The 13260-nt window shown below is 33.3% G+C and carries 12 protein-coding genes and 1 pseudogene; 3 read left to right on the forward strand and 10 right to left on the reverse strand.

Annotation, left to right across the window (positions count from 1 at the left end; genetic code table 11):
- Positions 1 to 5: 5 nt before the first annotated feature.
- The 6 genes from HG567_RS03250 to HG567_RS03275 are packed head-to-tail and all read right to left on the reverse strand — an operon-like array spanning position 6 to position 7021.
- Positions 6 to 1292 carry a hypothetical protein gene (locus tag HG567_RS03250; protein ID WP_202163987.1) on the reverse strand — a complete coding sequence of 429 codons (1287 nt, stop codon included), beginning with the start codon at positions 1290 to 1292 and terminating at the stop codon, positions 6 to 8.
- On the reverse strand, positions 1289 to 2554 hold the full coding sequence (locus tag HG567_RS03255) for a P-type conjugative transfer protein TrbL (RefSeq protein WP_202163988.1): 1266 nt from the start codon (positions 2552 to 2554) through the stop codon (positions 1289 to 1291). The genes HG567_RS03250 and HG567_RS03255 overlap by 4 nt, the downstream gene beginning before the upstream one ends.
- On the reverse strand, positions 2551 to 3984 hold the full coding sequence (locus HG567_RS03260) for a hypothetical protein (protein ID WP_000323427.1): 1434 nt from the start codon (positions 3982 to 3984) through the stop codon (positions 2551 to 2553). Before HG567_RS03260 ends, HG567_RS03255 begins: the two co-directional genes overlap by 4 nt.
- Before the next feature lie 9 nt (positions 3985 to 3993).
- Complete coding sequence (locus HG567_RS03265; RefSeq protein ID WP_202140140.1) at positions 3994 to 5790, reverse strand: hypothetical protein; 1797 nt, start codon at positions 5788 to 5790, stop codon at positions 3994 to 3996.
- Positions 5790 to 6854 carry an ArdC family protein gene (locus HG567_RS03270; protein ID WP_202140141.1) on the reverse strand — a complete coding sequence of 355 codons (1065 nt, stop codon included), beginning with the start codon at positions 6852 to 6854 and terminating at the stop codon, positions 5790 to 5792. Before HG567_RS03270 ends, HG567_RS03265 begins: the two co-directional genes overlap by 1 nt.
- Positions 6851 to 7021 (reverse strand): hypothetical protein, encoded by a 171-nt coding sequence (locus tag HG567_RS03275; protein WP_000046007.1) that lies wholly within the window; start codon positions 7019 to 7021, stop codon positions 6851 to 6853. The genes HG567_RS03270 and HG567_RS03275 overlap by 4 nt, the downstream gene beginning before the upstream one ends.
- Before the next feature lie 745 nt (positions 7022 to 7766).
- Here HG567_RS03275 and HG567_RS03280 point away from each other — a divergent pair.
- The 3 genes from HG567_RS03280 to HG567_RS03290 are packed head-to-tail and all read left to right on the forward strand — an operon-like array spanning position 7767 to position 9514.
- Positions 7767 to 8435 (forward strand): ParA family protein, encoded by a 669-nt coding sequence (locus HG567_RS03280; RefSeq protein WP_202140142.1) that lies wholly within the window; start codon positions 7767 to 7769, stop codon positions 8433 to 8435.
- 40 nt (positions 8436 to 8475) lie between these two features.
- Complete coding sequence (locus HG567_RS03285; RefSeq protein ID WP_000365696.1) at positions 8476 to 8868, forward strand: hypothetical protein; 393 nt, start codon at positions 8476 to 8478, stop codon at positions 8866 to 8868.
- A complete protein-coding gene (locus tag HG567_RS03290) occupies positions 8846 to 9514 on the forward strand; it encodes a hypothetical protein (protein WP_165508503.1) in 669 nt (222 codons plus the stop codon). Before HG567_RS03285 ends, HG567_RS03290 begins: the two co-directional genes overlap by 23 nt.
- A 125-nt stretch (positions 9515 to 9639) precedes the next feature.
- Here the strand turns inward: HG567_RS03290 and HG567_RS03295 are convergent, their stop codons facing one another.
- The 4 genes and pseudogenes from HG567_RS03295 to HG567_RS03310 all read right to left on the reverse strand — a co-directional run bounded on the left by HG567_RS03295 (position 9640) and on the right by HG567_RS03310 (position 13190).
- On the reverse strand, positions 9640 to 10431 hold the full coding sequence (locus HG567_RS03295; protein ID WP_165511385.1) for a nucleotidyl transferase AbiEii/AbiGii toxin family protein: 792 nt from the start codon (positions 10429 to 10431) through the stop codon (positions 9640 to 9642).
- Positions 10401 to 10871 (reverse strand): hypothetical protein, encoded by a 471-nt coding sequence (locus tag HG567_RS03300; RefSeq protein ID WP_202140143.1) that lies wholly within the window; start codon positions 10869 to 10871, stop codon positions 10401 to 10403. Before HG567_RS03300 ends, HG567_RS03295 begins: the two co-directional genes overlap by 31 nt.
- 54 nt (positions 10872 to 10925) lie before the next feature.
- Positions 10926 to 12982 (reverse strand): annotated as a pseudogene (locus HG567_RS03305) (type IA DNA topoisomerase).
- Positions 12972 to 13190: a hypothetical protein gene (locus HG567_RS03310; protein WP_001105128.1), complete on the reverse strand. Its 219-nt coding sequence runs from the start codon at positions 13188 to 13190 to the stop codon at positions 12972 to 12974. Before HG567_RS03310 ends, HG567_RS03305 begins: the two are co-directional and overlap by 11 nt.
- Positions 13191 to 13260: the final 70 nt, after the last annotated feature.

Consider the following 13260-nt stretch of genomic DNA (forward strand, 5'->3'; position numbering starts at 1 on the left):
ATACTTTATTCCCATATTGTAAAAATGGGAAAGCCAAATTGGTCAAATTTAACATTAGGGTTTTGAAAGTATCTTCTAGCCCTTTCTCTTTCGTTTAGTCTTTTTTGTGTTAATTGTTCGTCTATATGGTTTTCTTTTTTCCCAAAACCATTGTTATTTTGTTTGAAATAATCATCTGCCATAATCTCACTTTGCATTGCCATAGTTTGATTTAAAAAGAGCATTTGATTGGTAATTTCTTTGAGATACTTCACAGTGAGTAGTCTAACCCTTTGGTTGAAATTCGCATAGGCTTGGCTCTGAGCGTCTTTATTGGGGGCTTTAGATAAATCAAGCGTGAGCGTTTGGATTTCTTGATCTAGCTCGTTATCTAAGCGGTCTTTGTTTAACAAGATTGGAGAGCATTTGCCTGTCTCTTTATTCTCTTCACAATATTTTACCCCTTGTTCATTATGATTAGCTGTGGGGTCGGTTACGCCTAGTTGCATGTCTTCCATTGATTTTTTTAACATGATTACTCTGCTGTAAAAAGGAGCAACTTTATCTCGTAATTTTCTTTCATCATTAACTTTTTTCTTTATTTTAAGCAAAAATCTCCGTTTTTGTTTTTCTGAATTATTTCCTGTTGCCAAAAGAGCTTGTTCGTTTTCATAATTGCTATCAGTTACCATTTCACACAGCATCTCCCCCCACGCTCTACCACTTAATTGCCCTGCAAGTGATTGCATGTTTTCATAGCCACTGCTACTTAGAGATTGGATTAAATTTTGCACATCTCTTGCGGTTTGGGTTTGTTCGCCATTTTTGGTGATTAAATTATTGAGATTTTTTAGATTGACAATCTTATTGTTAGTCAAGGCATTGACATTAAGCCAAGGGCATTGTTGCTGTAAGTATTTATTCCTTAATAAATCTCTTGCGTTCCAATTTTCTATGCTTTGCTTTAAATTCTCATAGTTATATTTAATGCTCTCTATTTGATACTGAGCGTTTTGTATCACTTGCATAGGGTTTGCTAAAGTGATAGCACTGCTCCTAATCAAAGAGTTAGTCGTATTTATCATGTTATTGACTTTTTGCAACTGATTGATTTGATTTTGAGCTTTAGAGATAATCTCTTCATATTTTTTAATGCTATCTACCATTTTACCTATCACAGTGGCTTGACCAGCATGAAGCTCTGGGTCATTGACAATCAAAGGAGTTTCCCCCTCTGCAAACACGCTATTACAATATAAAAGCACACTAAAACCTATATTAAAAACTAATTTTTTCATTATAGAACCTTTCATTTGTTGTTTCTATCATTATCAAGTCCAAAGCCACTTTTCACACTCGCTACAAAGTGTCTCACACCAGCTTTTGCTCCTTTTGCATTTGCCATAGTGGTAATCCCTCCGCTTAGTCCAGCCCCAAACATCGCTCTTGCTCCAGCTTGAAGTCCTGCTAATCCGCCCCCAGCACTCTGATAAGCTTGTTTAGCTTGATTAGCTACCATAACCATAGAGCCTCCAACGACTGCTCCGCCTATTGTCATACCAATTTTTTGCATCATTTCTGTTACTGCCCCAACGCCTCCACTTGTGCCAAAGATATTGTTGATAAAATCAGGCACTCGTTTGATTAGAAAGAAACAAATTACAGATCCTAAAACAATAATGGTTAAAAAGCCTACAATAGAACTATGAGCTAGATAAGAGTTCCAATCCCCTTTTAAGACATTACCAAAGGCATCAATGATATGCCCTTCTTTTGCCATTTTGTCCGCATTACCATAAAAACCTTGTGCGATTTCTGTCTTAGTGGGTATCAAGGCATTAACCTTGTAAATCACTCCATAATTCAAAAAGGCTACAAGCATCATGCAAGGCTTATAAAAAGTAAGGGAAATGAGCTTTTTAAGATAGCTAAAGAGCATACCCTTAGTCTGGGGTATTAAGCCTAAGGGCAATACAATCAAACCTAGTGCTGACCACATAAAAATTTCTGCTGTAACTAACAATACAATAATGAGTAATAATCCTAAAAATAATAATTCCCCTAACATCACTAGAAAAAACATGATGAGTTTAGGTATCATTGTAAGCCAATTGAACATAGTTACTCCATTAAAGGCATTATCCCATAGATTAACAATCATGGCATACGCACTTGAGGCTAAGTTTCCTATGCTAAACATTTCACTAGGACTTAAATTAGCGTTAGTGGGGATTTCTAAGCCATCATTTAAGCTTTGAGCGATAAGTATGGCTAGTTTTTCAGCTGGGTAGAATATCGTGTTGATAAAATAAGTATTAAAATCATTAGGATTTTTAATCCCCCAATTGATAAACCCTACAAACACTACAAATACAACCACACCCATAGCGGTTTTAAACTGAAACATATCCCCCTCTTTTATGCGTCTATACGCCCATATCATAAATAAAATGCTGATAATCATGTTTAAGATTAGTTGTGCATGAAAAAAGTTACTAGCATGTTCAGCTAGACTTTTAGCTATTTTTTGGGCAGGTTCAACAAACATGCCCATAATGATGTCAAAGAAATTCATCTCCCCATCCCTTTAACATAACTCTGTGTCTGTAAATTTTCTTTAGCGTTTTCTATAATGCCCTTAAAGGTTTCATTAAAGGGTTTAAGGCTATCAATTTGTTCTAATTTATCCATGATATTTTCCTTTTCTTGTATTGAAGTGTAGTTGTCTTTTAATTTCTCTAAAGAGCCATCTAAAAACTCCGCCATAATGTCAATGTTAATCGCCTTATTTTCTATAATGTGAGCTAGTTTCAAATCATCGTTACAATCCTTTGAAAAAGGCGTATAGATAGTGGGGAATTGCTGTAAGAGAGCATATAAAATACCCTCGCATTTTTCTCTATAACCTTTGCCTTTAACATCATTATCAAAGGCTAACACCACATTAAAGCTCTCTTGTGGTTGATTGACAGGTTGTGGCTTTCTAAACTCTCTAGTTTTTTCCACTCTTTTATTATAAATGGGAGTGTTCTTTTCTCTTTGATAGTTTTTAATAATGTCAGTGTAGGTCTCTACGACCACACTCTTAAAATCATCATTAGCCTTGCCTTGTCTCACTAGCTCTTGCCATTGTTCTTCTTGTCTTAGATAATTGCTATACGCTTCTTGTTGTCTGTTTTTTAATTGCTTAAAAAAGCTTTGAAAAAAGAGTTCTAATTTTTGTGCGTTAAATTGCCCTGCAGTGCTAATTAAAACGCTTTCTTTGGGGTCTAAATCTTGTAATTCTAAATAAGCGAGACTATCAAAGATATTTTCAGTAACAATGACATTTTTAACTAAGTTTAAGTCATTAGGGTATAAGACTTCTATGCCTTTATTTCCTTGTGCGATAGATTTTAAGGGCTTATCTCTTATGTTGCCCTCTTTGTCTGTAGTTAAGGGCGTATTTAAGCGTTTGTTAATGCCATATTGATGAATGGGTATGACATTAAGTCTTTTATCTTCAAAAGCTAAGTAAGTCGCTAAGATTAGATTGTTAAAGCTATCGGTCTTTAAATGCTCTTTGTAAGGTTCTAATAGCTTTACATCAATCTCACGCTTTTTAATGAGTGTAGCGTTTTCTAAATCATAGGGTTTAAGGTTGCTAAACTCCTCTCTTATTTTTTGAACTTCTTCGTTATTCTCTTGTGTGTTATTCCTTGCTTTGAGATTGTCTTGCTTGTTAAGATAATCTTCTAACTTTCCAGCGATTAAATCTTCCACACTAATATTTCTATCCTTACAAAAAGTGATGATATTACCGACTTTATCTGTGTGGGTTTCTTTGTAGGTGTAACTAATAGAGCCATCTTTATTTTGATTTTTAAAGATAACTAAACTTCCCTCTTCATTTTCATGTTTTAAGCAAGGGTTATTCTTGCTTGTCTTGTTTTTATTATAAGTGTAGCCATTGTCTAGCAAAATCTCATGTAAAGGCAAGGCAGTGAGATTAGGAATGTAAGCCATAATGCTTTCCTAGCGCCTTCTGCTCTTAGCTGGCGTATTTTGTGTATAGCCATAGTCTATGGTTGGAACTTCTTTGTTTTGGTTCTCTATGGTGTTTTGGGTATTTTGTTGATTTTGCTTGGCTCGCTCTTTTTCTAAACAAGCTTGATAATGGGCTTTGGCTTTAGCTTGCATTTGTTTGCCATATTCAATCCAAGGCTCATCATTCCCCTTACTTGGTGTTTTTTCTTGGTTTTCTTGTCGCTCCTTTAATCCCGCATGATTTTTAGGGTCATAATCTAGCCATGGTTCATCAGTGTGTGGTTCTTTTTGAGCTTGAATAGTGCTATTTTGCTGTGTAACTTGGCTTCCTTTTGTGTTTTCTTGTTGAGCGTTTTCATTAGCCTTATTTTGCTCTTTAATAGCATTCACTCCCACACTTTGAGTGGTGCTATCTAAATTTTTGAGCGCTTTTTCTTGTTGCTTGTCTAAGTGTTTTTGCATCACTTCATACACTCTGTTATCCATAGGTTCTAAGCTGTCTTTACTTTTTTGCATATAATCTTTTAACGCTTCATGGTGTTCTTTTTCTAATTCGTGTCCCAAGATTGATTTAACGCTTAATTGTAAGCCCTTATCTTGCATATGTTTATTGCCATGCGCTTGTTCTAAGCAATCCTTAATCAAATTGATATGCTCTTTAGTGAGTTTAGTCGGCTCTTTTTGGCTTACCACTAATAAGACTTTTAACTCGTCTTCATTCATGTGGTTTTTAGCGTAATTCAAAAAGCTCTCTTTAAAATCAAGCTTAGTCTTAATACGCTTTTGTTTAATATCAAGCTCGGTTTGTTTGAAAAAGCTATGCAAATTAGCGTATTTGTCTTTAAGGTCTATATCATTACCAATCTTAGGTTTTTCTTGCTCTTTTTCTGTATTTTGTTCTTGTGTGTTAGTTTCTTTTTCATTAAGCTTGTTATTTTCTTCTAAGGCAAGAGAGGCAATTTTGCTGGTAGTATTCTCACCTGTAGGTCTTAGCAATTCAATGGTCTCATTAGCTCTTAGAGAGTTGGCAACTTCGTTTGTTTCATCTCTTATGATTTGTAAGCTCTCTAAAAGCTCTAAATTTTCATCATCTAAGCCTTGCTTGGTATTGTTATCCCTTAATGTTTCTAATTCTAAGTTTTGCTTATTTGAACGCTCTTCTTCTTTGTTTTGCTCTTGTGCGACTTGTTGCTCATAGAGAGTACAGGGTTTTTGGCTTTCATCATATTGTTCTAATGCTTTATTTTCGCCCTCTATGGCGTATTTTTCTAGCTCTTGTTTGGCTAACTCATTTTCATGCTCTGTAAGACTAATTTCTTCGGCTCTTTTGATTTGGTTTTCTTCATAATCTTGTAATGCCTTGCTTTCAAGCTCAGACTCTTTTCTTTCTAGTTCTTGTTGCTCTAACTCATTTTTATTTTCTTGTATCTCAGTAATGGCTTGGGCTAAACTTTCTACAAACTCATTTGGATTATCATTAGAGTTGTTTTGTCCTTGTGAGATTTCATTTTGCAAGACATTCATAAAATCGCTCACATTTTCGTTGTCTTTTGAATTAGAGATTTCATTTTTCATGCTCTCAATCACTTCTAGCATAGAAGACATGTCATCTTGTAAGCCCTCTTGGCTTAAAGATTTGATTTCTTGTTCTAAAATGCCTAAGAAGTTAGAGGGGTCATTTTGAGAACTTTTAACTTCATCTAAAAAACTCTCTAAAAAAGCGTCCTTACCATCATCACTCCACGCTTTCCAAGCTTTAAGAAATCCATTGATAAAATCTTGCATTATCTGCCCCTACCCTTAGATTGAGTGGGTGCTGCTTCATCATTAGCAAAATAGTTGTCATGCTTTTGTTGCTCTGCTCCCTTATTAAGAGTTTGTTGTAACATAGCTAACATTTGCGGATTATTCTGAGCCATTTCAAGCATTTTGTTAAACTGCTCCATATTCATTTCATTGTTATTTGGTTCTTTGGCGTTGTTTTCTTTGACATTATTTTCTGTGCTAGGAGCGATTTCAACATTAGGTTCTTGTTGGTAGCTTTGAGAAATGCTGTATTGTTTGCTTTTTTCAGAATGGGTTGCGCCATATTGCTCCACATAATCTAGCACTTTCTTATATTCTTTTTCATTTAAATGCTTGGATAAATCATAAATCACTAAGTTTTGATTATCCATAGAGAAAGTATGGCTAATGTATTGCGTTCTTAAAGTTTTAGGGTCTAATTCTTTAAGCTTAGTTTTGTCTAGCGTTTGAAAAATATTGACATTGTAGAGATTTTTAATTTCTAAAGTCGGCTCTATATCTATTTTTTCTTTCTTAAACTCATAAAAGGGTGTAACGCCATCTTGCATATACTTGATGTTGCCAAGTTTGTCTCTTTGGGGGACTTTTTCATTTTCATAAAGCACTTCGCCCTTAGCATTACGCCTAGCATTGCCCTCTTTGTCTTTAAGGGGGATTAAATTGCCTTCTTTGTCTCTTGCTTTAACATAGCGCATTTTATAATCTCTAATATAAGCGATACTTGCCTTATCATAAATGCCCTCCTTATTACTTTTGCTCTTAGTGTTGTTTTTAATAAACTCCACTTCTTTAGGGTTTGCCCCAAGTTTTAAGGCATCATCTAAACCTACCCACACATTACTCTCATAGCCATTTTCATGTTGCTTGGCATCTAAAATAAGAGCGTTTAAGCCATTATAAGCATTACCCACATTGCCATTATAAGCTCTATTATTGGATTTAAACTCTAGTCCTGCATTAAGACTTTGTGCAATTTCACTCGCTAAAAATTGAGCAAAAATTTCTTTTTGCTCTTTAATATCCATTTCATTCCACGCTTTCATTTTGAATCTTCCTCTCTACTATTATTGGCATTTTCTAATGAATTTTCTAGCTCCATTTTCATTTCTTGTTCGCTTTTAGGCTCTACTCCCATAAGATTAAAATTTAACATTTGCTCCTCACTTATATGGTAGTTTCCCTCTGTAAGTTCTAAAAAATCTTGTGCCATTTTGTCTGTCCTTGTTGTTAAAAAATCTTTTTAGAATGCCATTAAGATTGCAAAAAAATCAAGGTCTTGACTTATTTACTATTTCAAAGTGTGTGCGTACACATATGCCACTTTTTAAGCTAAAATTAAGCAAAAAACCCAAATGTGTACGCACACATTTTTAAGGCTCAAACTCTACAACCCCCTAAAATGCGTAACTTAATCTAAAAGTAAATTAAAAGTAAATAAACCTAAAAAATTAATGAAAAAAGTTAAAATTTAAGCTAATCTTAAGCTAAAATGATAGTTTTTTACTATTTTAAAAAGTTTTTTAAGAAATTTTCTAACCACATCTATAAATTTCACATAAAAATCTTAGACAACCTAGATATTCATTTGTATTTTACTGATTTTGCAATTTTTATTTGGCGGTATAGAAGGTGCAAGTAAATAAAAAAGGGGTGCTAGTTATCACACAACAGCACCAAACTAAAAGACCCACTTAAAATGCTTTGAATTTAATTAATAACTTAATTTCTTAATAGTTTAATGATATAAGCTAAATAAGTATAAATTCTTTTAATATCATAATATTAAATTAAAGATTAAATACTCATCAAATAGTAATAATTTTATTATCCCTTACTAAATTTAATTGATAATTACATCTACTATAGAAAATCTTAATAATTAAAATCTTTAAAGTTAATTTAAAATCCATATAATTATGCTATACTTATAAAATAACTAAATTAAGGAAAATAGCATGACCATTTGTATTGCTAATGAAAAAGGGGGAAGTGGTAAAAGCACGCTTTGTTTAAATTTAGCGGTGCAATTACTCAAAGACAATAAAGAAGTGGTTGTCTTAGATACAGATAGCCAAAAATCTATGGAAGTTTTTACTGAAATTCGCACTCAAAAAGAACATAAAACTTTTAGCTTATTTAATCGTAGTAGTGGCTTTAGCGATACTTTAAAACAAATGGTATCTAAGTATGAAAACATTCTCATTGATACTAAGGGGGAATATAGCAAAGAAACTCAAAAAGCTATGCTTTTAAGCGATATTGTTCTAGTGCCTACAACTCCTAGTCAATTAGGTACTGAAGTATTAGCTAATATGCTAGAAAGAATTGAGCAACTCCAAGAGCTTAATGAAAACCTAAGAGCCTTAATCATCATCAATAGAATGCCTACTATCCCTACGCTTAAAGAAAGACAGGCTTTAATAGAATTTATCAAAGAAAACAACCCTAGCGATAAAATCACGCTTTTAGAAAATTCTTTGAGTGAACGCATTGTTTATAAGCGTAGCGTGAGTGAGGGCTTAGGCGTTATAGAATATAGCGATAAAAAGGCTATCAATGAATGGGCTAATTTCTACAATGAATTAAAAGGCTATTTAGAAAAAGAGAAAAAACATGCGCTTTAGAAGAGTCAAAAAACACAAATATAACAAGGAGCATACAAATATGGATTTGCAACAAATTGATGATTTAGAAAAAAAGCTTGAAGAGAGTTTGAATAAAGAAGAACAAGTCAGTGAGTTAGAAAATCATTTAGAACAAGAGCCTAGCACAAAAGAAGTAAAAACCCCTAAAAAAAGGGGGCGTAAAAAATCTATTTTAGATGAAGATAAGAAAAAGAGCTTTAATATCTCTTTTAGTCCTTCTATCATAAAAGAACTTGATGAATTTTTGTTAGAATTTGGCTCGTTTAAAGAGACACGAAGCACTTTTATTGAAGAAGCGCTTATTAGGCATTTAAAACATAGAAAAAACACCCAGGAGCAAAAACTCTTAAAGCAAATTGAAAAGCTACAAAACAAAGAAAGGGATAACAATGAAAACAATAAACTTGAATGAATTTTTTACTAGCAAAGTCATTTACAAAGACACACCTCTAAAACTCCAAGACAAACTAGAACAAGACATTAGCCAAGCTAGTTTAGAAAAGAAGTTAATTCTGGCTAATATCTTAGCTAATATGGTATTTGCTAAGATAGATAATGAAAATGCCCCTAAAATTCTTATTTCACGCTTTATGTGTAAGTTTAATCCTATTGATTATGAAAACACTATTCCTAGTGATTTTAAACCTATTGATGAAGAAGAATATGAAGACGACTTAGAATGGCTAAACGAAGAAAAAGAAGATAGGCTCTTTGATTACTATCTATTTCTAAATGGTGTTAAAGAAAGTCATTTAGAAGAAGTGTTTGATGAAAGCATAGAAATCTATGATGAATGCATGATAGAAATCGCTCAAAATGCCCTTAAGGATAAATTTTCTTATGACATTGATTTGTTGCAAGTCTTAGTAAAGGGGTATGCTAAAGAGATTAGAGAATTTTTGAGTTATGAACCTACAGAAGAAACTCTTAAAGACCATTTTAAAGACACCACGCTTTATGTCAGTTTAGGAAAGGATTATGACAAAGAAAAAGAGTCATTTTCTAAGAAATTACAAGAAAGTTTTAAAGAGATTTTAGAGAGTAGGCGTATTAACTAAACCTTGTTGGGTTTAAAAAATAGATAGGTTTTTAATGGTTTTAGAAAAACTATTAAGTGTTATGTAATTAACATGGCACTATAAAAACAACCAAAAACTATTCAATACACACTTAATGATATTATTTACCGCCTACGCTTAGGTGCGTGAGTGTTTTCATTAGAATTATCTAAACTATTATAAACATTAGGTTCTTGCAAGGTATTAAGGGAATGAGATTGTTTTTCAAGTTTTTTATGAATGAGATGAGCCATAATGCTTAATTCTAAAGCTGTTTCTTCTAAGTCCATAATTTGATTTAATAAAGCATCTAGTCTTACATCTACTTGATAATCGCTCACTAATTTATCAGAGTCTTTGCTAAATTCTTTTAAACGACTTGCTAAATCTAAGTTAAAGTGTTCTTCATAATGCTTGGCTAAAAAATGCAAATCAAATAAATCTCTTGCTTTAGTTCTTGTATACTCCCCATCAAAACAAGCACAGAGTTTGTTATCAATGATACGCTCTATTTTGGCAATTCGCATTCCCTCAATGACATTGACTTCGCTCTCTTTTGGTGCGTCTCTGTAGGATATTTCTAATTTTAAGGTTTGTTCCTCTTTATTATCTTTAGTGGCATAACGCACCATATAACGCCCCACACTATCAGTGTCTTTTTTGATATGAATATCATTTAAAATAATGCCACTAGGAATAGCGTTTTTTACTTTGCTTGAAAGATTGATTTTTTTATGACAGTCAAAGTCTAAATCCTCTGAAAAACGATTTAAGCCATAGCCTAGATACAACGCTGTTCCTCCCTTTAATACCATAGGAGTGTCGGCTAGATTTTCGACAATCGCTCTCATCAGTTTTTCATGATTAAGAGCTTGTTGGCTTAAAATCACTCGGTAATGGGGTTTCTTGCTATCCATTTATCCAAATTCTCTCTTTCTAAGTCATTTAATTTTGGTCGCATAATGTTTAGTAATTCATACACACTCTTTTTGTCTTCTATGCTAGGAAACCACTCATCTAACATAACAACCCCTAGCTTGCCAGATTGCAATACAGAAACATAGAGACAATCCACACAAGCTCTTGGGTGGTCTGCAATATAAGTGGGGGTATTTTTAGGGTAATAACCCATTTTATTTAGCCTTTCTGTGCCATCTATAATGCCTAGATTACCCAATAGTTTATTGGTATTATGAGCTTGTTTTTCACCATAGATATAAACCCCTATATCATCAAACGCATTCTCCATTAAAGCATAGCTACTATGCCAATCTCCTGTGCCTTGTGGGCTATGGATATTTAAAGCCACAATAGAGCTAACATAGACTTCTTTTGAAGTGGGTGGAATATAAAGCATGCTAAACTCCCTCATTAGTTTTAATTAGGTTCTAGTTTAGCAAAATTTCACTTACTACTTCTTATGATACTCATTGATAAAATCCCCACACACTTTCATACTATATTTAAATCCTTTAGGGAGCTTGACATGATGCTTTTTAGCCAAGCTTTCAGCAAAGCTAATTTGTTTGGGTGTAGCAGGTCTAATTTCATCATTATTAGAGCTACTAGCCTTTTTGTTGTTTTTCTTAAAGAACTCATGCTCTTTAATATATCTATCCAAAAACGCTTTAGCTACCCTGTTGTCTTCTTTGTAGTTTTTAAACTCTTCGCTTAGTTCTAATTGTAAATCTCTTAAAATATTTTCTATATAAGTGATTTGCCCCTCACTACTAGGCTTTATCTCATCATCATTTCTTTCTAGCTTTTCAATCTTAGGGCATTTAGAATTTAAATTGCTGATAAAATCCACATAAGAGCTTTTATTTTCTACAATCTCATCTAGCACTTCTTCCATTTGTTTAGTATAGGTCAAATCAATAATGAATTGATAAGCATCTTCAAACACTTCTACCACTCTTTTACCCTTATGTGTAGGCGTAATAATGTGTTTTTTATCTTGGCTAATGCTGATATATTCTCTTTTTACAAGCGTAGGCAAATAGGTAGCATAAGTGCTAGGTCTTCCTATGCCTTTATTTTCTAAAAGCCTTACAAAGCCTGCCTCTTTATAAGGGCTTGGGGCATTTCTTTTAATGGTAGCTAAAACTAAGTCATTTAGACTCACATCATCAATTTTTAGATTAAATTGTGCGTTTTGGTCTTTTTCTTTATCATCTTTGTCATCATTACTTTCATCGCTCTCTAATTCTTTTTTAGAAAACATTGCTAAAAACCCAGCGCTTTTTAAACTCTTAACGCTACACTTAAAATACTCATTTTTGATTTTAAAGAGCAAGTCTTGTTTGTCATAAATAGCATTCTTGCCTTGACTTTCAATAGTTCTTTCAAAAATAAGTTGATAGAGTTTTAAAGCGTCTTGATTAGTAATGCTAGCATTATAGACCACACTTCCTAAGTTTTCATAAGTATGGGGGTGCGTAATCCTAATCGCCTCGTGAGCTTCTGCTTGGCTTTGCTTACCAGCTTTATATTCTCTTTTTAGATACACTTCTTTATAAATGGGTGTATAAAAGCTCTCTGCCTCATTTAAAAATTCCACACTCAAACTTTCAGCGTCCGTTCTAATGTAAGTAATAAGCCCAGCTTCAAAAAGACTTTGAGCTAAAGATTGCACTTCGCTAATACCTAAACCTAACTCAGAACTCGCTTTCTCTAAAAGTGTAGAAGTGATAAAGGGTTTTTTAGGTTTAGTTTCTAGGATAGAATTTTTTAAATCTTTTAAAAGACAAGCTTTATTGTCTTTCAAACTTTCAAAGAGTTTTAAAGCCTCTTCTTTATCATTAAACTTGATTTCTTCGCCATTTTCATCACAATGCTTGATAACGACTTCTTTATTAGCATTGTCGTTAATCTTAGCTTGGATTTGATAGCTTACTTTCTCATTTTCAGGTAAAGCCTTAAATTTTTCAATTTCTCTGTCTCTATCCACAATAAGCTTTAAACAAGGGGTCTGCACTCTTCCAGCACTAGAGCCTTTCATTTGCCCTAAAGCTTTGCCTAAATAAGGGAGAGCGTAAAACCTAATAGCATATCAGCCACACGCCTTGCTAAAGCGCTTTGATACATTTGCTTATTAGTGTTTTCAAATAAAGAAGCGTTTTGTAAGCCCTTGTTAATCCCACTTGGAGTGATTTCAAAAAACTCCGCTCTATAAATAGAACTTGCTATCCTTTTAATTTTTTCATAAAAATGATAGCCTATAGCATAACCCTCTCTATCAGGGTCAGTAGCGATATAAACTTTTTTGTTTTTACACGCCTCTATTATCTCAAAAATACGCTTTTTCTTTTGGGGGTCGTATTCAAAAGTCGGCTTAAAGTTATTATTTTCATCATAGCTTTTTAGTTGCATAAAATGCCCTATGGTAGCAAAAACACTAGCTCCTGTGATTTCTTTAATCTTAGCCACTTTATTAGGGCTTTCAATAATGATGACACTATCTTTCATTTTTTACTTCCCCCTTAATATCCATAATGATAGGTTTATTCGCCACTTCAAGAATACTAGGAATTTTAATATTACAATTACAGCGTTGTAATTTCTCTTTTAATCTCTTATTCTCATCTTTTAATTTAAGGTACTGTCTTAATCCATAGACATACCAAAGAATTAGCAAGATTAACGCTAAAAACCCCATTAAAACATCGTAATTCATTACTTAACTCCTTTCTTTTGTAGATTTTGTTTCTGTAAGAGTTCTTTTAGCATTTGGTTGTTTTCTTTTA

It is taken from the genome of Helicobacter pylori (genome assembly GCF_016755635.1).
Lineage (GTDB): Bacteria > Campylobacterota > Campylobacteria > Campylobacterales > Helicobacteraceae > Helicobacter > Helicobacter pylori_CQ.